This is a genomic window from Candidatus Saccharimonas aalborgensis (assembly GCF_000392435.1).
Lineage (GTDB): Bacteria > Patescibacteriota > Saccharimonadia > Saccharimonadales > Saccharimonadaceae > Saccharimonas > Saccharimonas aalborgensis.
The window spans coordinates 656,282-678,762 of record NC_021219.1; the positions used below are offsets into that span (position 1 = coordinate 656,282).

Sequence of the window (22,481 nt, forward strand, 5' to 3'; positions counted from 1 at the left end):
AGCATAAGTATTGTTCATAAGAAAGGTGGAACGAAACTATGAGCATTCAGCAAAAACAACGGGGGTTTACAATCATCGAGGTGGTGCTCGTGCTCGCTATTGCGGCACTTATCTTCCTGATGGTGTTCATCGCCTTGCCTGCTTTGCAGCGTAATCAACGCGATACCGCACGCAAGACGGTTCTCGGAAAGGTAAGCTCGGCCGTGACTACCTACCAGTCAAATAAGCGGGGAGCCCAGCCAACCAAGGGTGTTGATCTACAGGGCTATGTCGATGGTCGCACCGGGACTACGAGTGATAAAGGTGCCGCAGGAAGCTTCACTGCTTCAGCAAATGACACGGTCATTGATAACGATTACATCGTAACTGTTAAGGCGTATGCTTCTGGTGATACAGTAGGAAATGCCGACACAAACGTTGTTCAAGTTGTCACGGGTGCAACCTGCAACTCTACTGGCGATGCAGTAGCATCGGGTACAACACGCAATGCCGCGATTCTTATCAAGCTCGAAAACGGTAGCGCAATTGTCTGCCAAGCAGTCTAGGCATCTGTATATAGTCTGAGCATTCGAACCGCGTCTCTTCCAGTGACGCGGTCTTTGCTATACTATCTGGAGTATGGATTATATTTTTGGAACGTTGATTGTTAGTATCGGGGGACTCATGCTTGGTAGCTTCGCAGGTGCTCAGGTGTGGCGCTTACGGGCGCGACAGCTTGACGAGGACAGACAGGCCGGGGAAACTATTGATAAACAAGAACTTAGCCGCTTGAAACCTCTCATATCAGTTTCTCTTACGTCAGATCGCTCAGTCTGCTTATACTGCCATCATCAGCTGCGTTGGTATGATATGATCCCTCTGCTCAGCTGGGCTGGTACAGGCGGCAGATGCCGTTACTGTCGGCAATCTATAGGCTCCCTGGAACCTCTTATAGAGCTTGGGCTAAGCGCTGCATTTGTTATCTCATATCTTTACTGGCCCACACCTCTTACATCAGGGGTAGCATGGGGAGCATTTGTCGTCTGGCTACTTTCTCTCACAAGTCTTGCGATTTTGGTTACATATGACATTCGTTGGCAGCTTCTGCCAGATATCGTTAGCTACTGCTATATGTTACTGGGAATTATATTTATTGTCCTTGGCTTTCATGGGGGGTGGGGTTCAATTGTTGAAGTAGTAGGGGCTGTGGCGGTACTCGGCGGTCTCTATGGCATACTTTACATGCTTTCGGGTGGGAGATGGATTGGCTTCGGTGACGTTAAGTTAGGAGTCGGACTGGGACTTTTTCTGTCAAATTGGCGACAGGCGTTACTAGCGCTCTTTCTCGCTAACCTCATAGGTTGCATCGTTGTTATACCGGGTCTTATCAGTCGAAAGCTAACCAGTACCTCGCATATACCGTTTGGACCATTTCTTGTCGCAGGGATGATGCTGGCATTCTTCTGGGGCGAGTGGCTCATCTCGCGACTTTTGTCGCTTCAATTGTTCTAGGTGTCTTGTTGCTGCTTATGCTATAATCATCTCAAGTATGATTGGGAATAAATCGGCTGGATTCACTGTTATTGAAACCATTCTTTATCTTGCCGTTACCGGTCTTCTTGCGGTTGGAGTGCTTGCAGGAGCGACAACGGCTATCAACCAGCAGCGCTACAAAGATGCCACGAACTCTTTTGTCGATTATCTCCAGTCGGGATATGACCAGACCATCAACGTTCAGAATGACCGGCCAGTAGAAAAAACCTGTGACAGTGCTTCTCAGATTACTGACTCTCCAAATCCTGCAGCAGAGGTGAGAGGAGCGACAGAGTGTTTCGTGATCGGCCAACTGATATCGACTGACGATGGACGGGCTTTTACCATGACAGTAGTATATGGTTCCCAAGATGGTTCGAAAAAGACGAATGATGCAGACGCCTTGACATCATCAAACCTTTTTTTGGGTACAACCTCTAGTACATATACACTTGAGTGGGATACGAGGATTGTCCAACCGGGCACTGCAACACCAATTCTTCCGACAAGTATTTTAATTGCTCGCTCGCCTTCGAGCGGCGTGGTGCGAACCTACATCGGTGCCAAAGCGTTAACATTGTCAGCACTCATTACCACAGGCGCGGTATCAGCTGATACTCTCTTTTGTGTTGATCCCTCGGGGTGGACGGGAGCAACTCGTGATGGCGCTGTGGTGCGTCCTGACACGACAAACAGCAGCGGGGTGAAGCTTGCTGGTCCAGGAGGCGGTTGCTGATGCGTTTTAGTAAGGGCGATACGATTATCGAAGTGATGTTTTCATTCGTCGTCTTTAGTATGGTTATCGTAGGCGCCTTTATTTTGATGAATCAAGGTATCGCCTCGGCGCAGCGTTCCCTCGAAATTACCCTGGTTCGCGAGCAGATAGACGCGCAGATTGATATGGCTCGGTATGTCCAGAAATACGAGAGGACCACCTGGGAGAGCCTGATTAAACCAGCTCCTACGGGCAAACTGGTGTCGTCAGTTTCCGAGTTTGGCACAGATCTCAGCTGTCCCACTTCTGCATCTCTATCAGATACGTTCTTTTTTGGGCGTACTTCGGATGCAAAGACGGTCACTCTCTATAGTGTTGGCGCTGCGTCTTATGGGCTCGCTCCTACCTATAGCCTTGTTGACTACCTTGCGACAACCCCCAAATCATACGGGATATGGCTCATGATTGTGCCTGCGGAGACCAAGTCAGGGGGTCCTGCTGACTCGGCTACCAACAAAGCGTATGATCTCCATGTTCGATCGTGTTGGAACAGCGTTGGATCAAGTCAACCAATGACCATCGGAACTGTTACGAGGTTTTATGATGTCAAATAGAGCTTGTAGTAAAGGATTTACTCTAATCGAACTTATGATCTCGATGACTTTTTTGTCAATTTTATTGATTGCGATTACCGTTGCGACCCTTCAAATCATGCACCAGTATTCCAAGGGAATGACGGTAAAGTCAATCAATCAAATAGGCCGAAATCTTGCTGATAGTATACGACGCGATGCGCGGTCACTGAGCACCGTGGGTGGTGGTAAGTATGTCGCACCAAATACTATCGGAGCAGGGGGGTTGGGACGTCTTTGCCTCGGCTCGGCGAGCTATATCTGGAATACCGATTCAGCTCTTAGAGACGGTACGGGAGTGAAATATACAGGGGTACCGAGCCCTCGGATGATTGCGATGGCACGAGTAAACGACCAGGGCGGACAGTACTGCCTGCCTGTTAGTGGTAACTATCGCATGGATGTACCTGCAACCCTTGCTACCGAAATGCTGAGTAATTCTCTCGATACGACGACAGCGACAACGGGTACCTTCACTGAGCTTGCACTCTATGAAATGACGCTGACGCCGATGGTGACTAATAATCCAGGGGTACTTTACACGCTGCAATTCACTCTTGGTACAAACCAATCCGGTACTATCGATACTGTTGACCAATCATGCCTCAACCAATCTAACACAACCTCAAATTATGATTTTTGCGCAGTAAATAAGTTTCAAATCGTCTTACGTATGGGATAATGATAAGTATGAGCACCATTCGAGAACAGCAACGGGGAGCAGTATCACTTTTTATCGTTATATTTGCAGCGCTACTAATCATGGTACTAACGATAGGATTTATCCGTATGATGATACAGGAGCAAAAACAAGCACTCAACGACGATCTTTCTCAAAGCGCATACGACTCTGCCGTCACTGGTGTCGAAGATGCCAAACGAGTCTTGCGGGCATGCCAGCAAGACTCTACCTCTGTAGCGTGTACTGCTCTCGATGCGCACAAGTGCAGCACTATCACAGATGCTCAAGTCGTCAGTGGCAGTGGCGAGACGACCATTAAGACAAACGGCTCGAGCGATACTAGTCTCAACCAAGCCTATACGTGTGTCAAGATATTTCGACAAACCGACGATAATATAGGGGATCTGACTGCGGGCACAAGTAAAGTTATTCGCATGAAAGCGACAGCCCCGTTTTCTTATTTCACCGTTGAGTGGATGCTAAAGGGCAAGCCAGGCGGTGAGGATTCATCTGATCTTACAGCTCCTACCTCGAGCGTCCCTGTTATATCGTTACCGCCACGCTCAGGTTGGTCATCAAACTCGCCATCACTCTTGCGTGTCCAAGCTCTTCTGCCCCCAAATGCCAGTTCGGTGGATAGGGCGGCGATGGACGGAGCAATGCCAGATCCAGCAAATCCAGGTAATAGTATCTATATCGCGTCAACAACATTCCTGAGGCCATCAAATGTAAGCGCCTCTCAGAATGCGCTCGGTACGACTGCTTCGATAGGCTCTCAACCACGTGCACCAGCTGATCTCAACGCTCATGTCGAATCGCTGAGTCCGATTGCGGTATCGTGCTCGAAAGCTGGCTATCTTGGCGGTGCATACGCCTGTAAAGCTGCATTTAAAGTATCATATACGGTCCCCGCGGGCTCGACAGTTGCTTTTCTGCGATTAAGTAGTATCTATCGAGATACCTCATATCGAGTAGCCCTTTATACATCAGAGCTTGATCAAACGCTCGTACAGTTTGATGGTGTCCAGCCTCTTGTTGACTCAACAGGTCGGGCAAATAATGTCTATCGGCGGGTTGAGAGTCGTATTGAACCAGGGGTTGCTGGTACAGGAGCACTTCCGTATCCTGAAAATGCGGTCGATGTAACCGGCAGTTTTTGCAAAGATTTTTATATTACTAATACAGTGGGGAGCACGGGAGTGCCTGCCTGCTCCACCATTCCCGTCATTCCGTAGTAGAGTTCTCGCTATGGTATTGATCGTATACCTGCTTGAGGTGGGTATCTGTCACATGGGTATACACCTGGGTAGTACTAATGTTGCTGTGGCCTAGCATGGATTGTACACTACGGATATCTGCCCCGTTCATCAGCAGGTCTGTTGCGAAACTATGACGCATAGTGTGAGGGCTGACGTGTTTTGTGATACCGGCAAGTTTTGCGTATTTACTGACGAGGCGCTCAATACTTCGAGGAGTCAGTCGTCTGTACATTCCAGATCGATCGGCGCCGCAGTTACGACTATAGTTTAAAAATAGGGGAGGCAGTGAGTCGGTTCGTGTAGACAAATAGGCCTCAACATGCGCAGCTGCCTCTCGACTCACAAAGACTGGTCTATCTTTTTGGCCTTTACCGCGCACCATAAATTCTCTGCGTTTGGTATTGATATGGTCCCTGTCAAGAGCGGTGAGTTCGGATATTCGTAGCCCACTTGAAAAGAGTAGTTCGATTATCGCACGGTCGCGCAGGTGCTGCTCTTTGCCGGTTGATGGGATAGATTCGATGAGGCGTTGAAGCTCCTCGAAATGGAGAAATGTGACTTGCTTGCGGTGTACCTTTGGGAGTTCAATTTTATCAGGGCTCAGCGAGGCAATGTTCCTTTTAGAAAGGTAGGATAGAAATCCTCGGAGCGCAATCAAATGATAACTCTGTGTGATGAGTGCGAGGTCCTCTCCAGAAATATCTGAAGTATAGCGATTAAGCCATAACCGATATTTTCTCATCAGCTCCGATGAGATATCTGCCACTAATATATCTCCGGCAAATTCAATAAAGCGTTCGAGATAACGGCGGTAGTTTTCGGCAGTTTTTGCTGAGCGACCACGTTCTACTTCCATGTGTTCAATAAAATCAATGATGAGCTCAGACATGTACATATACCTAGCATAGCGCATTATTAAGCGAAAGCGTATAATAACCCCTATGGATATATTGCAGACGGTGGTAATGGGGTTGGTGCAGGGTGCAACTGAGTTTATCCCAGTAAGTAGCTCTGGCCATCTTGTCATTGCGCAGCACTTCATGAAAATTGCTCCCGATCATCTGTTCCTCGAGTATATTAATATAGGTACCTTGCTCGCACTTATCACCTACTATAGGAGAGAGTGGAGACAGTTAGTAAAGGATATATTTGAACAAAAAAAGTATTCACTAGCAGTCAACATAGTGCTCACATCTTTGCCTGCAGGACTTATAGGATTTTTTTTGGCGGATTTTATAGATGGTTCATCCTTTTTCGTAAGCGTATATGTTGTGCTTGTCACACTGCCAACAATCGGTGTTGTCATGATTATCCTAGAGAGATTGCCCCGCGCTCGCTCGGTAATGCGTATGGAGGAGCTATCCTGGCATAGCGCGCTGACCATTGGTTTTGCTCAAGTGCTAGCGCTTATACCCGGAGTATCGCGTTCAGGATCAACTATTATCGCGGGTCGCCTTGTAGGGTTGACGAGTTCAGAAGCAGCGAGGTATAGTTTCATGGCTTCATTGCCCATAATGCTTGCAGTGAGCGTAAAACTCTTTCTAAAATCATCCGATAGACTCTATTTTATTGATCATATGCCAGCCATTGTGATTAGCAACGTTGTTGCCTTTGTAGCAGGGGTTTCAGCGATCAGTTTTTTGATGCGGTATTTGTCCGGCCATAGCTTAGCCCTTTTTGGGTGGTATCGTATTATCCTTTCGATTGCCGTTCTTAGCATGCTTTTGATACTATAAGTGAAGAACTAGGAAAAAAAGGAGAATGGTATTGATGGAGCGTACACTTGTTGTGATGAAACCAGATGCTGTACAGCGCGGCATAGTTGGTGAAATTATAAGCCGATTTGAAAAAGTTGGTTTGAAGATTATAGGTTCAAAAATGTTTATCCCAAGCCGGGAACTCATGGATACTCATTATCCGGGCGATCGTATGGAGTTTGTTGAAGGATTAGGCAAGAGGACACTAGAGAGCTACAAAGAGATGGGCCTTGACCCGGTTACACAATTTGGACATGATGATCCTATAAAGATTGGTGCCGAAGTACGTCGCTGGCTTACGGAGTTTATGCGTTCTGGCCCTGTTTTTGCTTTTGTACTTGAAGGTCCTCATGCTATCGAAGTTGTCCGAAAGATTGTGGGTGCAACGCTCCCACAAAAAGCATTGCCAGGCACGATTAGGGGTGACTACTCGTTTGATTCCTCCTATTTGGCAAACAGCAATGCGCGACCAGTGAAGAACCTTATCCATGCATCAGGGAATATCGATGAAGCAACCTTTGAGGTCGGTCTGTGGTTTGATGATGATGAATTATTTGATTATGATACGATTCATCAAGCGCACATGAAGTAATGGTGTTACGGTTCGTTACTGAGGTATAATGGTAGCTATGCCTCGGTAGCTCAATTGGATAGAGCAGTTCCGTCCTAAGGAAAAGGTTGTAGGTTCAACTCCTGCCCGGGGTACCAAAGGATGAATATGAAGCAAGTACAAACGTCAGAAGTTGCATTTGAAGGCCAACGTGAGGGTGAAAAGCTGCTCTTTGTTTTTCGTCGTCATATCATCGCTATGAGGAAGGGATTTTATGGGCTTCTGATACCGTTTGCCTTAACGTCGATTCCTCCGCTTATTTGGTCCGCAAACCTTGAGTTATTTATCTTGCCGCTCGTCGGGCTAGGGATCGGATTGATCATCTTTTTTTACCACTTTATTATGTGGTATTTTACTGTTTATATTGTTTCTAATGAGCGTATACGGCAGGTGACACAACGCGGCCTGTTTGGAAAGGATGTCGTAGAGCTGCGTCTATCAAAAATTCAAAACATTAGCTATAATGTACCTGGATTCACGGGCGAAATATTTAAATTTGGCACCATCGTCATTCAAACCTTTGTTGGCGATCTCGTTATCCATAATGTTGAGCACCCGGGAAAAATATATAATAAGCTGCAAGATGCTGTAAATCATGCAATCGAGGTAGTTCCTCAAGGAGAACATGAAGAAACTGACACTTAAGTCGGTGCTAAAAGGCCGAAAGAAATCAGAAGAGTCGCCATCTCGTATTACCAACGAGACAGTAGCAGAACACCGCGAAAAGATTCTTGCGGGGGGTAGGAGGTTTAAATATCCTATACAATATGCTCGGCACAAACTTGTCATCAATGCACTGATGATAGTAGTTGCATCAGTGGTTGTTCTTGCGTTGTTGGGGTGGTGGCAACTCTATTTCGTGCAAAACTCGAGCACATTTCTGTATAGAGTAACGCGTATCATACCGGTACCGGTTGCTTCTGTCGATGGCGAGTCGGTGCCTTTTGGTGATTATTTAGTAAAATATCGTGGTTCTGAGTACTACATGAGTAAGTATAGTGAGGAGAAGCTTGATAGTGCCGATGGTAAGAAACAGCTCGATCATTTTAAGCGCGTGGCACTCAACTCTGCGATTGCTGATGCGTATGCTCAGAAATTAGCGCGCATCAATAACGTCACTATAAATGATAAAGACGTTGATGCAGTTATCGATTTGCAGCGTAACACCGCCAATGGTCGCATTACAGAGGAAACGTTTTATGCCTCCTCAAGAATGCTCTATGATTGGTCACCTGACGATTATCGTTCACAACTCAGCCGCAGTATTTTACGATCGAGGGTGGCATTTGCGATCGACAAGACTGCGGTAGAGCGTGAGACAAAAGCGGCAACACTCCTCGGTGAAAATAATAATGATTTTCGTCTGGTAGCTAGCCTTATGGGCGGTGAGGGAAATGCAAAGGTGCAGGCTGGAGTATCGGGGCCAGTTGATATTACGGGAACATTCGGTGGGCTACAGGTTTCTGAGGTTGCTAAGGTGCCAAAGGGGACAGTTTCGAGTGTTCTGCTTACAAGCACTGATGGTGGCTACTATTACGTTCGAGTGCTCGATAAAAATGAAAAACAAATTAACTTTGAATATCTTCATATCCCACTGGCCGAGTTTGCTAATCAATTAGCACGTCTCAAAGCGGATGGCAAGATTCACGAGTATATAGCTGTTCCAAAAGAATAATAGTACCGCAAAGGAGTTATCTAGAATGCACATTTTACCGGATTTGCCGTATGATTACGCGGCGCTCGAACCTGTAATAAGCGAGGAGATCATGCGTTTGCACCATCTCAAACATCATCAGACATACGTCGATAAGCTAAATGCGGCGCTTGAACAAGCAACGGAGTTTAAGGATACTCCATTGGTTGAACTTTTGTCAGATATAGAGAAATTACCTTCGTCAATAAAAACCGCTATTCGAAACCATGGTGGTGGTCACTATAACCATAGTCTTTTCTGGAAGTGTATGCGGCCTGGAGATGGGGGCCAACCTGGGGGCGAATTGGCAGAAGCGATTACAGCAAAGTGGGGGAGTTATCACGCGTTTGTCCAAGAGTTTTCTAGTGCAGCAACTGGATTATTCGGTAGCGGATGGGTGTGGTTGACACGCGATCTTGAGATAATCCCATTGCCAAATCAAGACACTCCCATGATGCTAGGTAAGGGTGAACCGATCCTGGGACTCGATGTGTGGGAGCACGCCTACTATCTCGATTATAAGAATAAACGCGACGAATACATTAACAGTTGGTGGAAGTTAGTAAACTGGGAGTTTGTTGAGGAACGTTACAGGAGATAATATGGAAACAAAGGTGCTAATTGTCGCAGTCGTGGAAAATGATGGTAGTATTCTGATGCGCAAAAAACCAGACGGTTCGCCACCATACAAAGAAACCTGGTACATATTCGGTGCTACGGCGACGCCCGATACATCGGTTGATGAAGCGGTGAAGCGTGAGGTAAAAGCAAAGTCAGGCGTCGATGTAGTATTAAAGAATAAGCTCTCGTGGGACACGGAGATCAAAAATGATCTTGACGGTGTAAGAAAGTTCTTTATCTACCTCGATGTGCTTTGCGAATACGTCGGTGGTGATCTAGTGGCTGGAGCGGACGTTGAGAAGCTCGAGTGGGTGGATAAAAGTGAACTTGCTCATTATGATATTGTCCCGCCATCACGCGTGTTGTTTGAGAAATTAGGCTACATACGTAACGTTTAGTCGAACGTTGCTTTACTTTTTCGCTCGAAAGGGACACGTGCGAGCAGGAGTTTTCTTTCTCAATTCACTGAATCGCCAGCTCAAATCATACGGAACATGCCAAAATAAAAGATCCACCCGCGGTGGGGTGAATATATTATTTTGGCGCGCCCGACCGGATTCGAACCGGCGATCTCCTCCGTGACAGGGAGGCGTACTAGGCCAACTATACCACGGGCGCATATCGCAGTGCTCCCAGTATTCTAGCAGTAGAAAGAGTTTTTTTCAACAGGGATAGACGATTCCTTCACCGGGCCCAGGGTGGTATAATGAAACATGTTTAGGTGTATGCCGCTGTAGCTCAGTTGGTAGAGCGGCGCTTTCGTAAAGCGTAGGTCACCGGTTCAACCCCGGTCAGCGGCTCCAAGGAACGTATGAGTAGAGAAGACATTAAACTATCTATAAAACGCGTCATGACGGATCGTCCGTTTTTGCTGCTTTTAGCTGCAGTGATTGTGTCTGGTGTGGTATATACGGCAATAACTGGTTTTTCACTACAAGTTCGTGATGCACAAGTCTATTCAAGAGTGAGCGCATTTGGCGAGCAACATTTTTATAAAGACCACTGGCAATATCTGGCAGGGTTTGCACTTTTTGGAGCTGCAGTGACAACTATTCATACCATGTTAATGATTAAACTTCACAATCTTGAGCGTCGACAAACAGCGTTGCTTCTTGGATATGCAACGATAGTCATTTTTGTGATATCGCTCGGCTATGCTCTCTCAATAATGCGCTTGGCGTTCCGATAGCCATGATTGATCTTGAACTGCCTCTTAATAAGCGCACAAAACTGTATCGATTTTTTGAGATACTGCCTGGTTTTTTGAGCTATGGTATGATAATACTTCTTTTTGTTCTAGCAATGGTAAGTCCTCTTGCTGCCGCTGTCTATTTACTTTTACTTATTATTACTATGTTCGTGAAAGCAGGCGGTATTGCGTTTCGTTCAATCATGGGTCATCGCAGACTAGTGCGCGCACAGCGTATCAATTGGCACGCTAGGCTCGCTGAGCTTGAAGATCCGGCCAAGAGCTACCACACTGTCATGGACGTGTCATCAAGTGGTTTTGAGTATGATACGCACAAGGAAAACCTTCGTTTTATGGCTGCAGACCCAAATATGTTCCCAAAGCCGTCCACGTTATATCAGATGGTTATCATTGCCGCTTATAATGAGGCTTATGATGTGCTCCAGCCAACCATCGAGTCAGTACGACATACGCACTACAACAATCAGCAGACTATCCTTGTGCTCGCCTATGAGGAGCGTGGGGGGGTAGGAATTGCCGAAACAGCTAAGCGGCTTCGCGATGAGTATAGCGGCGTCTTTCTCTCTTTCGAGACGATCATGCATCCAGACGGTCTCTCTGACGAAATACCGTCAGGAAAAGGGCCTAATATTACCTTTGCCGGGCACAGAATGAAGGAATGGTGTAAAAAGAGACGGATTGATTACTCAAACGTCATTATTACGACGCTTGATGCTGACAACCGTCCACATCCCTCCTACTTTGATTATGTGGCGTATGAGCATATCGTTCATGAGGATCGAAAGCGATTGTCGTATCAACCCATCTCACTATACTTCGGTAATATATGGGATGCTCCTGCGCCAATGAGGGTCATTGCGACCGGTAACTCATTCTGGACGATCATCAGTGCCATGAGACCGCATACACTGCGGAATTTCGCTGCCCACTCACAGCCAATGGACGCACTGGTAGAGATGAATTTTTGGAGCAAGCGCAGCATCGTTGAGGATGGGCACCAGTATTGGCGGAGTTACTTTTACTACGGGGGAAATTATAGCGTCGTCCCCATCCATGTCCCCATTTATCAGGATGCAGTGATGTCCGATACGTACCGAAAAACGTTGGTGGCGCAGTTTAAACAACTACGACGCTGGGGATATGGTGCCTCAGATATACCGTATGTTGCGACAAGACTCTTTACCAAAAAGCGAAACGTTCCGTTTTTCGAGGGACTTGCGCGTTTCTTGCGACTAGTAGATAGCCATGTCACCCTTGCGGGGATGGCAATACTTGTGACGTTTGGGGGGTGGGTACCACTTCTCGTCAATTCAGAAGCATCGCGAAACTATGCTGCGCATATGCTGCCAGACGTTGTGAGCCAGATACAGAGAGTTGCAATGATCGGACTCTTCATTACCATTATATTGACGTTACGCATGCTTCCCCCGAGGCCTAGTCACCACAAGCGGCGGCGAATGGTATGGATCATACTACAGTGGATACTTATTCCAGTAACATCGATCGGCTACGGTTCGCTCGCAGCGTATAACGCTCAAACACATCTGATGACGGGGAAATATCTTGATACCTTCGATGTCACTGAGAAGGCCACACTGGCCTCGCGCGCGCGCGCCAAAGAGCAACGGTCTTCGGCAAAAAAATAATTGATCACTTTTGAGGGATCAGATATCGCACAACAAAGAAAGCTCCCGTAGAGGGAGCTAGCTATTAATCAGTCACTAGCAAAAGACCAAGCAGGAGACTAACTAAAGGGAACGGTTTTTAACCGATTTCCGAATGTCTGTCCAGGTTACATCGTACTCAAAAGAAAGATCGAATAGTGTAAGTGCAGAGGGTTTGAGGTTCTTTTTTGTTTGGGGAGCATCTTTACTCATGTAGACATTTTAGCATAAGCGTTCTTGTTTGTCAATAGACCAATAACTTGCCCAATATATCACAGAATGAATAATTACTATCGATTATCACCACTTTGGCTAGTGGAAAACTCCCGGAAAAATGAGGATAAAAAGAAACACCGCTTCAGTGGTTGAAGTGGTGTTTCTCTGGTGGGCGATAGAGGATTCGAACCTCTCACCTCGTCTACGTCAAAGACGCGCTCTAGCCAAATGAGCTAATCACCCAAGATGATACTATAATAACAAACAGAGGCGGCCGTTGCAATTATACTGTGTTTTTTGTAAGATAAGAGATAAGCAATGAAGCAGACTAACCACCTGCAGAGCACGTGGAAGCGATCGCTGGGCACACGAAAAAGCCTAGGGGTAAGAGTAACGCCAAGGTGGAACCTCCGCTTAGTAAGCGGACCGAGGCACGCGGACACGATGTGAAACATCGGCAAAACGCGTGTTTTTAATTATTATGGAGGTTATATATGAACCAAGAACAGCTCAATGCGATGCGTCATAGCCTTGCACACATAACCGCTCAGGCGGTTCAACGCCTGTGGCCAGAAGCGAGGTTTGGTGTTGGTCCCGTGGTAGAGAATGGCTTCTACTACGATATCGATGTACCGGGGGTTAAGATATCCGAAGACGATTTTGCCAAAATCGAAGCCGAAATGCGCAAGGTAATTGAGGAGAATTTTTCTTTCGAGCGTAGCGAAAAACAAGTTGACGAAGCGATCCACTGGGCCGAAAATGCAAAGCAGGTGTACAAGGTAGAGCTACTTAACGACCTTAAGCGTGCCGGCACAACAGTTGCCAAGGATCTAGATGCTTCCGAGATGGGCACGATCGCTGAGGGTGACGCCGCGGTAGAAAACGTTTCATTCTACACTGATGGTGATTTCACTGATCTTTGTCGTGGTCCGCATGCCGAAAGTACTGGCAAAGTTGGCGTCTTCAAGCTTATGCGTGTGGCGGGTGCCTACTGGCGCGGTAAAGAGACAAACCCCCAGATGCAACGGCTTTATGGAGTGGCTTTCGCTAGCCAACAAGAACTCGATACTCATCTTAAAATGCTCGAAGAAGCAAAAGCTCGTGATCACCGTAAACTAGGCAAAGAGCTCGATCTCTTTACGTTTTCTGAGCTAGTCGGACCCGGTTTGCCACTCTGGACTCCACGCGGCACAATTCTACGCAATAAACTGGATGCATTTGTGCAGACTCTGAGGGATGAAGTTGGCTTCGAGCAGGTTGCTATTCCTCACATAACCAAGAAAGACTTATATGAACGAAGCGGACACTGGGCAAAATTTTCTGACGAGTTATTCAAATCTCAATCACGTGAAGGCCATGAATTCGCCCTCAAGCCCATGAATTGTCCGCACCACACACAGATTTACGCCTCTCAACCGCGCAGCTACCGTGACCTGCCAATCCGTTATCGTGAAACGACCACTTGTTATCGTGATGAGCAGAGTGGCGAGTTAAACGGTCTAAGTCGTGTGCGAGCATTTAACCAAGACGACGCGCATATTTTCTGTCGTGCTTCGCAGGTCGAGCATGAAGCGCTGGCTATTTGGGATATAATTGACAAATTTTATGGTGGGCTTGGATTTGGTGAGCTAAAAGTTCGTTTTTCGACCCATGATCCCGACAATATGGCCGCTTATCTAGGTGAAGAAGCAAAGTGGCAGGAGGTGGAGTCTCAGCTGCTCAATGTTGTAAAGCATCGAGTCGGCGATGCCTTCATGCCAGGCATTGGTGAGGCTGCCTTCTATGGGCCAAAAATTGACTTCATGGCCAAGGACGCACTTGGTCGCACGTGGCAGGTCGCAACAATCCAGCTTGATTTTAACCAGCCGGAAAACTTTGATTTAACCTGCACTGATGAGCAAGGTAACCCTGAGCGTATTGTTATGGTGCATTGTGCTATTATGGGGTCGCTCGAGCGCTTTCTTAGCATCTATATTGAACACTCGGCGGGCTGGTTCCCATTTTGGGCAGCTCCTGAGCAAATACGTATTCTTACTATTAACGACACGGTGAAAGACTATGTTGATGAAATAACATCGATTCTATCAGAGATAGTTTTGATGCAACCACTTAAATACAACGAAGTACGATTTACAACAGATGACCGAAACGAATCGCTGGGTAAGAAGATTCGCGCTGCGACGGAGATGAAAATTCCCGTACAACTTATTGTCGGGCCAAAGGACAAGGAAGCTCGACAAGTGAGTCTTCGTACACGTAGCGGAGAAGAAAAAGTGAACCTCGACGCGTTGGCTGATTACCTAAGAGGCCTATAGATGGTTAATAACGGGAACCTCCAACAGGCAGTTTACAAGCTGATGTCCATACTGCCAGCTGAAAAAGTGACAACATACGGTGACTTGGCCGTAATGGCGGGGAGCCCCGGGGCGGCGCGAATTGTCGGAGGGATCGCGCATAGTGGTCCAGAAGAGTTACCTTGGCATCGGTTAGTAAATGTGCAGGGAGGGTTGGCTATAGGCTACCCAGGAGGGCAGGATGCACAGCGACAGTTGTTAGCCCATGATGGTATCGATTGCGACAATCAGTATCGGGTTTGTGATTTTGCTACTCGTCGCTGGAGGCCAAAATTGTGACTAGGAAAGATTCTACAAAAACCGATCTACCTCTTATTGTTATCGTGGGTCCAACGGCTAGCGGCAAGACCGCACTTGCGGTGCGCCTGGCAAAGGAATTTGCGGGTGAAATTATCTCTGCCGATTCACGTGCAGTCTATAAGGGGCTTGATATCGGCACTGCCAAGCCGACACACGAGGAGCAGGCTACTGTACCACATTGGGGTATCGATCTGGTCGAGCCCGGTCAGCGGTTTACAGCGGCAGACTTCAAAGAGTATGCCTTGCAGAAAATCACACAGATTCGTGCACGTGGCAAAATACCCTTTCTGGTTGGCGGTACCGGACTCTATGTCGATAGTGTAGTTTATGACTATAGTTTTTGTGGTGAGTCAAATGATATGCAGAGCCGAGCTGAGCTTGAAAGGTCTACCCTAGAAGAACTTTATATATATTGCCATAAACACAACATTAGTTTACCGGAAAATTACAAGAATAAACGACATGTCATCAATGCAATTTTGCGAGATGGCCGTGCTTTACAGAGAAGTGTGACTAAATCTGACAATACAAGAATTGTGGGTATAACAACGGAAAAAGATATTTTGAGAGAGAGAATTAGCCATCGCGCCGATAGCATTTTCCGGGATGAGACTTATCTGGAGGCAAAAATAGCGGCAGGGAGGTATGGCTGGGACAACGAAGCCATGACGGGTAACGTTTACCCGCTACTCAAGCAATATTTCAATAATGAGTTGACGCTAGATGAGGCGAAAGAACGATTTACTGCACTCGATTGGCACCTTGCCAAACGACAGCTCACATGGTTTCGACGCAATCAAGAAATAGTATGGTTGTCACTCGATAACGCGTATACGTATATTGCTCAGCTACTCGTCCCCAAGAACAAATAGTGATATCATGGAAACAGAAAACAATAGGGGAGATGAATGATTGACGCATTATTTGGTTCAAAGACGAGAGTGAAGTTACTTCACCTTTTTCTAAATAATCCAGGCAAAGCGTTTTATGTCCGCGAGATTACACGTCTTATTGATGAGCAGATAAATTCTGTTCGTCGTGAGCTTTCAAATATGCTCGAAGTTGGGATAATCGGGAGCTCTAGTACAGACAACCGTCTTTATTATGAGGTAAACCAACGCTATGAGCACTACCTACCGTTTAGAAGCATGTTTGCGGATCAAAAGGCACCCCCCGTGTTAGAAAGTAAATCTGACTCTGCTCTACCCTGGCTAAAGTATCTTCGGGAAATAAAGGGTGTGCGTCTCGCGGTGATAGCCGGTGTTCTTGTTAGCGGATCAGCAAGCAACATTGATCTTTTGCTTGTAGGGGATGCATCTGAGAAAAAAGTTACGGCGCTTGTTAGTATAATTGAAGAATCTGTCGGACGTGAGCTAAGCTATACAGTAATGAAATACGACGAGTTTTATTACAGACTTAGCGTTCACGACAGATTTATTACGACAATATTGGCAAATAAGCATTCGGTATTACTTGATTCCGACAACATACTGAACGCATAAAGAAGGAGATACGCATGTTCGAGATCGAATACAAGGGCGCTAATACAGTGGTTATATCAACGAAGAAGACAACACTTGTTGTTGATCCTCGACTTTCAGTTGTCGGCCTCAAAGACATAAAGATAAAAGATGAGGTCCAGCTTGTTACTGAGCCACGCTTCAAGGTTGAGAACCGAGAGGCTCGTATAATTATCGACGGCCCTGGCGAATACGAAGTCGGCGATTTCGCGATACGTGGTGCGACGGCACAACGGCATATTGATAGCGACGATAGTATAAAGCAAGGTACTATCTATAGGATAGAATGTGGGGATGTGAGGCTTGGTATTTTTGGAAACATTTCTGCAAAACTTAGCGACGAACAACTGGAGACGATCGGTGTTGTCGATATCCTGATCTTACCAATAGGTGGTAGTGGATACACTCTTGATCCTACGGACGCTATAACGCTTATAAGGAACATTGAGCCAAAAGTGGTAATTCCTGTTCACTATGCTGATTCTGGGCTACAGTATGAGGTACCACAAGAGACGCTCGACACGTTTACAAAGGAAATTGGGGCTCCGTGTGAAGAAGTACCACGCTATAAACTAAAAGGTGCTATAAGTATTCCTTCATCTCTGACTGTTGTCGCTATTAGCCGCACATAACAACTGGGGGTTCCCTCGCAGGAGGGAACCCATTAAACTTTATCGCTAGAGTCTTATTATGCGTATGTGTTTTGCGAAAAACTAGCAGCTACTTGCCTCCAACAGCAAGAAGGCCTTTTTTCTTTAAGATACGAATTGCTTGAGTTGATAAAGTCATCGTTACTTTCTTGCCATCAACAGTAAAAGTCTTCTTTTGCAAATTCGGTTTAAATGCGCGCTTTGTACGCCGAAGCGAGAAGCTTACATTGTGGCCGAATTGTTTACCTTTGCCGGTGAGTTCACATCGTGACGCCATTTTGGTTACTTCTCCACTTGACCTATTATTATAATCCGTCTTATTCTACTCTGTTAAGAGGTTTTAGTCAATAGTTCCGCATGCTATACTTAAATAACTATGGATATTGGATATATATTTGTTGTTATTGTCGTTATCCTTGTTTCGATGACCTTGCATGAGGCAATGCATGGTATGGTGGCGTATTGGTTGGGAGATCATACGGCTAAACTGCAGGGCCGGTTGTCGTTTAATCCGCTTGTCCACATTGATCCTTTTTTGACTCTCTTTCTTCCGGTTATACTTGCGCTGACCGGTTTGCCTATTTTTGGTGGGGCGAAGCCAGTTCCTTTCAATCCGTATGCACTTAAGTTCAAAGAGTGGGGCTCAGCTCTAGTCGCAATAGCCGGACCTCTGACAAACTTACTCTTAGCTTTTGTGTCGTACGGGTTATTTGCAGTGGTTCATAGCTCTGGAGATTCTTTTGTCTCATCTGTTTTTGCTACTAGTGCTATTGTTAACCTTGGTTTTTTTGCATTCAATATCCTACCTTTTCCTCCACTTGATGGATCACGTGTTGCATATGCGCTTGCTCCTGATTTCGTACGTCGAGCTATGGAACGTGTGGAGCAGTATGGACTATTCCTGGTCTTTGCTATTGTTCTTATTGCGTCTCCAATTCTGTCTGATGTCATCATGTTCATCAGCCATTTTTTCCTAAACGCATTTTCCAAGGTATTTGTCGGGATTTAGAGATAGGAGTATAATAGTGATGTCCCAGGAACCATCAAGGCGTGTATGATTTTCCTAACATCATAGATATGGGATTTCAACATTTATCACTCTCGAGGGAGTGGTGTGAGAAAACCCACCTTGCATATATGCGGGGAATATCTAGCGCCAACGATGCTGGGACTTTTATGACTTAACGGGATGTGGCGCAGCCTGGTAGCGCGCACGGCTGGGGGCCGTGAGGTCGCAAGTTCAAGTCTTGTCATCCCGACCAGGAATCAAATAATAAATTGGCAAAAATAATAAAGAAACACTATACTAGTCAGTAGCAGTTGATTAGGCAATCGCTCGCCCTCATGGGCTAGAGGAAAGTCCGGGCAGCATAGGATACAACAGTCGCTAACGGCGACCGGGGGTGACCCTAGGGAAAGTGCCACAGAAACGATACCGCCATCTCAAACAACAACTTGTTGCGACTGATGGTAAGGGTGAAAGGAGTGGGGTAAAAGCCCACAGTCGACCGCGGTGACGCGGAAGAGAGGTAAACCCTGTTGGCTGCAAGGTGGCTGGTACACATAGGGCTATCCGTCCGTGCCAACCGATATCCGCTTGATCCGCCTGGCAACAGACGTGGCTAGATAGATGATTGTCCTCGACAGAACCCGGCTTACAAATCAACTGCATATAAAAATCTCCGCATAACGCGGAGATTTTTATAGATACCACAGAAAATGTGTTATTTTGAGACACTTTTCACGAGCGAAGAAAACGCTTTCGGATCATTCACTGCCAATTCGGCGAGTACCTTACGGTCTAGTTCGACTCCAGAGGCTCGCAGACTGGAAATGAGTTTACCGTATGTTGTGCCGTTTTCCCTTGCGGCGGCATTGATACGAGTAATCCATAAACTACGAATAGTTCGCTTTTTGTTGCGACGATCTCGGTAAGCGTACTGGAGCGCACGGATAACTGCTTGTTTGGCTAGGCGAAAGCTTCGAGTACGATTATGCTGCATGCCTTTTGCGGCAGCTAGGGTACTTTTGTGACGTGCGCGTGCTGTTACACTACGTTTTACTCTCATGAAATCACACTCCTAGAACTCGTTTAATGTTTTTTGCCATACTACCCGATACCGTAGCAGAGGTATTAATTGTACGCTTACGCGACTTACTCTTCTTGGAGAGCATATGATTGCCGAACGCGCGTCGGCGGGTAAGTTTGCCGGTACTGGTTAGCTTGATTCGCTTAGCAGTGCCCTTATGGGTCTTTAACTTTGGCATTATTTACTCCTTATTACGATGCTCAGGTTTCTACCTGCCATCAATGGTTTCTGTTCAAGTACAGCTTCATTTTCTAGTAGCTTGACCATGCGATCGATGAGTTCGTATCCCAGCTCACGGTGCGCCATTTCACGTCCTCGAAAAAAAATAAGAATTTTGACCTTGTGACCATCCGCGAGGAACTCGCGTATCTTGCGTAGCTTTATCTCGAGATCATTGGCTCCAATCTTGAGGCCAAATCTCATCTGCTTCAGCTCGCTTGCCTTATTGCTGCGTCGATTTCTTTGTTGTTCTTTCAGTCTTTGATACTGAAACTTACCCCAATCCACGACTTTCACGACGGGTGGTTCCGCATTTGGTGATATTTCGACCAGGTCGACCCCAGCCTCTTCGGCTAATCGTAGTGCTTCTGTGCGACTCATGACGCCCAGTTGCTCGCCGTTTGTTCCGATGACTCGTAACTCGGTTGCCCTAATCGCGTCGTTGATACGAATTGAAGTACTGATTGCCTATCTCCTTTTTTTCGAGTGCTTAATACTATATAAAAAAGCTATAACTCTGAGCTAGTGTAACAGATTGAGTTATTTCAATCAAGCGCTTTGTCGATATTGTAAGGCTTCGGCAATATGGGGAATTGATACAGAACTACTACCCTCTAGGTCAGCAATTGTACGAGCAACTCTCAGTATCTTGAAATAGCCGCGAGCAGTTAGCCCCAATCGGTTTGCTGCAGTATCCAGAAATAGTTTTTCACTCTGCTTGAGTGGGACGTATCGTCTAATGTCACTAGTTGATAAGGAACTGTTGTTTTTATGACTACTGCCATATCTTTTAATCTGCACATTTCTTGCAGAAATGATCGAAGATTGTGCTTCAGAATGTTGTTTACTTGACAACTCATCGGATAAGAGAAGCTTTTCTGTTGGTATTCGAGAAATGGGAATAATCATATCTATTCTGTCCAAGAGCGGTCCGGATAGGCGCTTTCTATAGGCTAAAACTTGAGCTTGGGAGCAGGTACACTCGCGCGTCTGATCTCCGTAGAAGCCACAGGGGCATGGGTTCATTGTCGCAACTAGCATAAAATTTGCAGGGAAGGTTGCTTTAGCATTTGCCCTCGAGATTGAGATAACACGATCCTCAAGTGGTTGGCGGAGAGCTTCGAGGACGACGCGGCTATATTCGGGAATCTCATCGAGAAAAAGCACTCCTAGATGGGCTAGACTCACCTCGCCAGGCTTTATCTGACTACCGCCTCCAGTGATGGCCACCATGCTTGAACTATGGTGAGGGGAGCGAAAGGGACGTTCCGTGATGATATCTCCCTCTGTTAGACCAGCGAGTGCGTGCAGTTTCGTAACCAATAACTGTTCATCAACATCAAGCGTCGGCAGAAGGTTTGCTAATGCCTTTGCGAGCATCGTTTTACCGGCGCCGGGTAGCCCTGTAAACAAGATATTATGATGGCCTGCAGCGGCGACAATAAGGGCGCGCTTGGCCTGCTCTTGCCCGTAGATATCATCCAAGAGTGGGGTCGAGGGCTCAGTGACACGACGATGTACTTGGTGACGGTATTGTTGTAGAATCTTCTCACCCTTCAGATGGAGGTATATATCCTTGAGAGATGAAATGCCGATTACTTCGATCGAAGAGAGAAGCTGTGCCTGAGGAGCATTTTCGACAGGCAAATATATTCTTTTTGCTCCAACACGCTTAGCGGTCTCTGCAACAGTAATGGCGCATAGTATAGGACGAATCGAGCCATCAAGTGCTAGCTCCCCTGCAAAGACATTGTTCTCGAGCTCTTTTTGTCGTATTTGACCACTTGAAGCGAGTATAGCGAGTGCGATGGGAAGATCGTAGTGTGTTCCGTACTTGGGCAGCTCTGCTGGTGCAAGGTTCACCGTGATGCGTCGTGAAGGGTACTCCAAGAGAGAGTTTGCGATTGCACTTTTGACACGTTCTTTTGCTTCCTCGATAGCCTTGTTAGCTAAGCCAACAATCTGTAGACTGGGGAGGCCTTTTGTGATGTCACTTTCAACTTCAATGATGTGGCCCTCAAATCCGACTGGCGCCACAGATAACACCTTACAAACATTTCCCATATGAATGTAGTAAACCACAGGTGGCGCCTATCTGTAAACTATGTTAAAATTGTATCAGAAACACATGGGGCTGACTAAGCTTTCGACGTGAGGACTTTAACAGGCTATTTCGGCATACCGACCTCTGACGTAATCAGAATCAATAATTGCAAACAATTTCTTTGCAAGGCTGTTTGCGCCCCTCAAGGCACAACCAGTACTCGCTTAACAACATGTTAAGCCACGCATTGCTTGATATCTACTGAAGCTAATGTCGTGTTATATATCGTAGAATCGGTAGAAGCTGCTTTTACGACAGTTTCTATTTAAACTCTTCGTAAATCACCGTGTTTGCATCTGCGTCGTACTTTAAGCAAATAATGTGATTAAACAAAGTTGAGTATGACTATGTATGTAGATGAATAGCAAGTTACCTTGCGGACCCGGGGGCAGTGCCCGGCAGCTCCACCAACGAAATATACCGACTAATTAGTCGGTATATTTCGTTTGAACTGTAAAAAACAAGCACCTGCGAGTAGTGCTTGTTTTATTCGTGGAGTTTTTGCAAAATTTGTTTGTTTTTGGCTTCTGTATAATTTTTTTACTCAGAAGCTACCCCTATAATATGACGTCAAACCGCTCATGTCAATGTTTTTCTTGCAAAATAATGAGTAAAAAATACTACAATTATAATCACTTTTTTCTATAAAAATGTGTTGAGTCCGGTTGGCGCT

At 46.2% G+C, this 22,481-nt stretch carries 26 protein-coding genes, 5 tRNA genes and 2 other RNA genes; 25 read left to right on the plus strand and 8 right to left on the minus strand.

Annotated features, from left to right (window positions below):
• Positions 1-38 precede the first annotated feature (38 nt).
• The 6 genes from L336_RS03350 to L336_RS03375 all read left to right on the plus strand — a co-directional run bounded on the left by L336_RS03350 (position 39) and on the right by L336_RS03375 (position 4,776).
• The gene (locus L336_RS03350; protein WP_015641813.1) at positions 39-545 is read left to right on the plus strand and encodes a type II secretion system protein; all 507 of its coding nucleotides are present in this window, start codon (positions 39-41) and stop codon (positions 543-545) included.
• A 73-nt stretch (positions 546-618) separates the two neighbouring features.
• Positions 619-1,491 (plus strand): prepilin peptidase, encoded by an 873-nt coding sequence (locus tag L336_RS03355; protein ID WP_015641814.1) that lies wholly within the window; start codon positions 619-621, stop codon positions 1,489-1,491.
• 37 nt (positions 1,492-1,528) lie between these two features.
• Complete coding sequence (locus L336_RS03360) at positions 1,529-2,248, plus strand: pilus assembly FimT family protein (protein WP_015641815.1); 720 nt, start codon at positions 1,529-1,531, stop codon at positions 2,246-2,248.
• The gene (locus tag L336_RS03365) at positions 2,248-2,841 is read left to right on the plus strand and encodes a PulJ/GspJ family protein (RefSeq protein WP_015641816.1); all 594 of its coding nucleotides are present in this window, start codon (positions 2,248-2,250) and stop codon (positions 2,839-2,841) included. Before L336_RS03360 ends, L336_RS03365 begins: the two co-directional genes overlap by 1 nt.
• Positions 2,831-3,541 carry a PilW family protein gene (locus L336_RS03370; protein ID WP_015641817.1) on the plus strand — a complete coding sequence of 237 codons (711 nt, stop codon included), beginning with the start codon at positions 2,831-2,833 and terminating at the stop codon, positions 3,539-3,541. The genes L336_RS03365 and L336_RS03370 overlap by 11 nt, the downstream gene beginning before the upstream one ends.
• An 8-nt stretch (positions 3,542-3,549) precedes the next feature.
• Positions 3,550-4,776: a hypothetical protein gene (locus L336_RS03375; protein ID WP_041191302.1), complete on the plus strand. Its 1,227-nt coding sequence runs from the start codon at positions 3,550-3,552 to the stop codon at positions 4,774-4,776.
• On the opposite strand, the gene xerA is transcribed toward L336_RS03375, so the two are convergent.
• Positions 4,766-5,695, minus strand: coding sequence for a site-specific tyrosine recombinase/integron integrase (gene xerA / locus L336_RS03380; RefSeq protein WP_041191303.1), 930 nt, complete (start codon positions 5,693-5,695; stop codon positions 4,766-4,768). The two genes, L336_RS03375 and xerA, sit on opposite strands and share 11 nt — an antisense overlap.
• 46 nt (positions 5,696-5,741) lie before the next feature.
• Here xerA and L336_RS03385 point away from each other — a divergent pair, with 46 nt between their 5' ends.
• The 7 genes from L336_RS03385 (at position 5,742) to L336_RS03415 (ending at position 9,879) form a co-directional block, all read left to right on the plus strand.
• Entirely contained in the window at positions 5,742-6,536 is a 795-nt protein-coding gene (locus tag L336_RS03385) for an undecaprenyl-diphosphate phosphatase (RefSeq protein WP_015641820.1), read from the plus strand.
• Between the two features lie 34 nt (positions 6,537-6,570).
• The gene (locus L336_RS03390) at positions 6,571-7,149 is read left to right on the plus strand and encodes a nucleoside-diphosphate kinase (protein WP_041191643.1); all 579 of its coding nucleotides are present in this window, start codon (positions 6,571-6,573) and stop codon (positions 7,147-7,149) included.
• Between the two features lie 39 nt (positions 7,150-7,188).
• Positions 7,189-7,265, plus strand: a tRNA-Arg gene (locus L336_RS03395).
• Between the two features lie 10 nt (positions 7,266-7,275).
• Positions 7,276-7,812 carry a PH domain-containing protein gene (locus L336_RS03400; protein ID WP_041191305.1) on the plus strand — a complete coding sequence of 179 codons (537 nt, stop codon included), beginning with the start codon at positions 7,276-7,278 and terminating at the stop codon, positions 7,810-7,812.
• Positions 7,793-8,842, plus strand: coding sequence for a SurA N-terminal domain-containing protein (locus L336_RS03405; protein ID WP_015641823.1), 1,050 nt, complete (start codon positions 7,793-7,795; stop codon positions 8,840-8,842). The genes L336_RS03400 and L336_RS03405 overlap by 20 nt, the downstream gene beginning before the upstream one ends.
• 25 nt (positions 8,843-8,867) lie before the next feature.
• The gene (locus L336_RS03410) at positions 8,868-9,461 is read left to right on the plus strand and encodes a superoxide dismutase (RefSeq protein WP_015641824.1); all 594 of its coding nucleotides are present in this window, start codon (positions 8,868-8,870) and stop codon (positions 9,459-9,461) included.
• A gap of 1 nt (position 9,462) precedes the next feature.
• Positions 9,463-9,879 (plus strand): NUDIX domain-containing protein, encoded by a 417-nt coding sequence (locus L336_RS03415; protein WP_041191307.1) that lies wholly within the window; start codon positions 9,463-9,465, stop codon positions 9,877-9,879.
• Between the two features lie 142 nt (positions 9,880-10,021).
• Here L336_RS03415 and L336_RS03420 read toward each other — a convergent pair.
• A tRNA-Asp gene (locus L336_RS03420) sits at positions 10,022-10,099 on the minus strand.
• A gap of 109 nt (positions 10,100-10,208) precedes the next feature.
• Here L336_RS03420 and L336_RS03425 point away from each other — a divergent pair.
• The 3 genes from L336_RS03425 to L336_RS03435 all read left to right on the plus strand — a co-directional run bounded on the left by L336_RS03425 (position 10,209) and on the right by L336_RS03435 (position 12,337).
• A tRNA-Thr gene (locus L336_RS03425) sits at positions 10,209-10,284 on the plus strand.
• An 8-nt stretch (positions 10,285-10,292) separates the two neighbouring features.
• Entirely contained in the window at positions 10,293-10,670 is a 378-nt protein-coding gene (locus L336_RS03430; RefSeq protein WP_015641826.1) for a hypothetical protein, read from the plus strand.
• 2 nt (positions 10,671-10,672) lie between these two features.
• Entirely contained in the window at positions 10,673-12,337 is a 1,665-nt protein-coding gene (locus tag L336_RS03435) for a glycosyltransferase (protein ID WP_015641827.1), read from the plus strand.
• 400 nt (positions 12,338-12,737) lie between these two features.
• Here the strand turns inward: L336_RS03435 and L336_RS03440 are convergent.
• Positions 12,738-12,814 (minus strand) — tRNA-Val (locus L336_RS03440).
• A 251-nt stretch (positions 12,815-13,065) separates the two neighbouring features.
• On the opposite strand from L336_RS03440, the gene thrS reads away from it, so the two are divergent.
• Genes thrS through L336_RS03465 form a run of 5 tightly spaced genes read left to right on the plus strand, consistent with a single transcriptional unit; the run spans position 13,066 to position 17,377 of the window.
• Positions 13,066-14,886: a threonine--tRNA ligase gene (gene thrS / locus L336_RS03445; RefSeq protein WP_015641828.1), complete on the plus strand. Its 1,821-nt coding sequence runs from the start codon at positions 13,066-13,068 to the stop codon at positions 14,884-14,886.
• Complete coding sequence (locus L336_RS03450; RefSeq protein WP_015641829.1) at positions 14,887-15,204, plus strand: MGMT family protein; 318 nt, start codon at positions 14,887-14,889, stop codon at positions 15,202-15,204.
• Entirely contained in the window at positions 15,201-16,097 is an 897-nt protein-coding gene (gene miaA, locus L336_RS03455) for a tRNA (adenosine(37)-N6)-dimethylallyltransferase MiaA (RefSeq protein ID WP_015641830.1), read from the plus strand. The genes L336_RS03450 and miaA overlap by 4 nt, the downstream gene beginning before the upstream one ends.
• 36 nt (positions 16,098-16,133) lie before the next feature.
• Entirely contained in the window at positions 16,134-16,727 is a 594-nt protein-coding gene (locus L336_RS03460) for a hypothetical protein (RefSeq protein ID WP_015641831.1), read from the plus strand.
• Between the two features lie 14 nt (positions 16,728-16,741).
• Complete coding sequence (locus tag L336_RS03465) at positions 16,742-17,377, plus strand: MBL fold metallo-hydrolase (RefSeq protein WP_015641832.1); 636 nt, start codon at positions 16,742-16,744, stop codon at positions 17,375-17,377.
• Positions 17,378-17,465: 88 nt separating this feature from the next.
• Here the strand turns inward: L336_RS03465 and rpmB are convergent, their stop codons facing one another.
• Positions 17,466-17,672 carry a 50S ribosomal protein L28 gene (rpmB, locus tag L336_RS03470; protein ID WP_015641833.1) on the minus strand — a complete coding sequence of 69 codons (207 nt, stop codon included), beginning with the start codon at positions 17,670-17,672 and terminating at the stop codon, positions 17,466-17,468.
• Between the two features lie 99 nt (positions 17,673-17,771).
• Between rpmB and L336_RS03475 the strand changes: the two genes are divergently transcribed.
• From L336_RS03475 to rnpB, 3 genes are all read left to right on the plus strand, one after another.
• A complete protein-coding gene (locus tag L336_RS03475; protein WP_015641834.1) occupies positions 17,772-18,404 on the plus strand; it encodes a site-2 protease family protein in 633 nt (210 codons plus the stop codon).
• Positions 18,405-18,580: 176 nt separating this feature from the next.
• A tRNA-Pro gene (locus tag L336_RS03480) sits at positions 18,581-18,657 on the plus strand.
• A gap of 54 nt (positions 18,658-18,711) precedes the next feature.
• Positions 18,712-19,069, plus strand: an RNA gene (gene rnpB / locus L336_RS05380) — RNase P RNA component class A.
• Between the two features lie 50 nt (positions 19,070-19,119).
• On the opposite strand, the gene rplT is transcribed toward rnpB, so the two are convergent.
• From rplT to L336_RS03495, 4 genes are all read right to left on the minus strand, one after another.
• Positions 19,120-19,464 carry a 50S ribosomal protein L20 gene (rplT, locus tag L336_RS03485; RefSeq protein ID WP_015641835.1) on the minus strand — a complete coding sequence of 115 codons (345 nt, stop codon included), beginning with the start codon at positions 19,462-19,464 and terminating at the stop codon, positions 19,120-19,122.
• Between the two features lie 4 nt (positions 19,465-19,468).
• A complete protein-coding gene (gene rpmI, locus L336_RS05690) occupies positions 19,469-19,663 on the minus strand; it encodes a 50S ribosomal protein L35 (protein ID WP_015641836.1) in 195 nt (64 codons plus the stop codon).
• Positions 19,663-20,169, minus strand: a complete 507-nt coding sequence (infC, locus tag L336_RS03490; RefSeq protein WP_041191312.1) for a translation initiation factor IF-3 — start codon at positions 20,167-20,169, stop codon at positions 19,663-19,665. The genes rpmI and infC overlap by 1 nt, the downstream gene beginning before the upstream one ends.
• An 84-nt stretch (positions 20,170-20,253) precedes the next feature.
• Positions 20,254-21,741, minus strand: coding sequence for a YifB family Mg chelatase-like AAA ATPase (locus tag L336_RS03495; protein WP_237738775.1), 1,488 nt, complete (start codon positions 21,739-21,741; stop codon positions 20,254-20,256).
• 93 nt (positions 21,742-21,834) lie between these two features.
• On the opposite strand from L336_RS03495, the gene ssrA reads away from it, so the two are divergent.
• Positions 21,835-22,218: a transfer-messenger RNA gene (ssrA, locus tag L336_RS05375) on the plus strand.
• Positions 22,219-22,481 lie beyond the last annotated feature (263 nt).

Coding starts and splice junctions, on each gene's coding strand:
- L336_RS03385 (WP_015641820.1), top strand. CDS start 5,742: ATGGATATATTGCAGACGGTGGTAATGGGGTTGGTGCAGGGTGCAACT.
- thrS (WP_015641828.1), top strand. CDS start 13,066: ATGAACCAAGAACAGCTCAATGCGATGCGTCATAGCCTTGCACACATA.
- L336_RS03360 (WP_015641815.1), top strand. CDS start 1,529: ATGATTGGGAATAAATCGGCTGGATTCACTGTTATTGAAACCATTCTT.
- L336_RS03405 (WP_015641823.1), top strand. CDS start 7,793: ATGAAGAAACTGACACTTAAGTCGGTGCTAAAAGGCCGAAAGAAATCA.
- L336_RS03400 (WP_041191305.1), top strand. CDS start 7,276: ATGAAGCAAGTACAAACGTCAGAAGTTGCATTTGAAGGCCAACGTGAG.
- L336_RS03460 (WP_015641831.1), top strand. CDS start 16,134: ATGATTGACGCATTATTTGGTTCAAAGACGAGAGTGAAGTTACTTCAC.
- L336_RS03365 (WP_015641816.1), top strand. CDS start 2,248: ATGCGTTTTAGTAAGGGCGATACGATTATCGAAGTGATGTTTTCATTC.
- L336_RS03390 (WP_041191643.1), top strand. CDS start 6,571: ATGGAGCGTACACTTGTTGTGATGAAACCAGATGCTGTACAGCGCGGC.
- rpmI (WP_015641836.1), bottom strand. CDS start 19,663: ATGCCAAAGTTAAAGACCCATAAGGGCACTGCTAAGCGAATCAAGCTA.
- L336_RS03415 (WP_041191307.1), top strand. CDS start 9,463: ATGGAAACAAAGGTGCTAATTGTCGCAGTCGTGGAAAATGATGGTAGT.
- L336_RS03475 (WP_015641834.1), top strand. CDS start 17,772: ATGGATATTGGATATATATTTGTTGTTATTGTCGTTATCCTTGTTTCG.
- L336_RS03410 (WP_015641824.1), top strand. CDS start 8,868: ATGCACATTTTACCGGATTTGCCGTATGATTACGCGGCGCTCGAACCT.
- rpmB (WP_015641833.1), bottom strand. CDS start 17,672: ATGGCGTCACGATGTGAACTCACCGGCAAAGGTAAACAATTCGGCCAC.
- L336_RS03450 (WP_015641829.1), top strand. CDS start 14,887: ATGGTTAATAACGGGAACCTCCAACAGGCAGTTTACAAGCTGATGTCC.
- L336_RS03375 (WP_041191302.1), top strand. CDS start 3,550: ATGAGCACCATTCGAGAACAGCAACGGGGAGCAGTATCACTTTTTATC.
- L336_RS03350 (WP_015641813.1), top strand. CDS start 39: ATGAGCATTCAGCAAAAACAACGGGGGTTTACAATCATCGAGGTGGTG.
- L336_RS03370 (WP_015641817.1), top strand. CDS start 2,831: ATGTCAAATAGAGCTTGTAGTAAAGGATTTACTCTAATCGAACTTATG.
- rplT (WP_015641835.1), bottom strand. CDS start 19,464: ATGAGAGTAAAACGTAGTGTAACAGCACGCGCACGTCACAAAAGTACC.
- L336_RS03355 (WP_015641814.1), top strand. CDS start 619: ATGGATTATATTTTTGGAACGTTGATTGTTAGTATCGGGGGACTCATG.
- L336_RS03430 (WP_015641826.1), top strand. CDS start 10,293: ATGAGTAGAGAAGACATTAAACTATCTATAAAACGCGTCATGACGGAT.
- L336_RS03465 (WP_015641832.1), top strand. CDS start 16,742: ATGTTCGAGATCGAATACAAGGGCGCTAATACAGTGGTTATATCAACG.
- xerA (WP_041191303.1), bottom strand. CDS start 5,695: ATGTACATGTCTGAGCTCATCATTGATTTTATTGAACACATGGAAGTA.
- L336_RS03435 (WP_015641827.1), top strand. CDS start 10,673: ATGATTGATCTTGAACTGCCTCTTAATAAGCGCACAAAACTGTATCGA.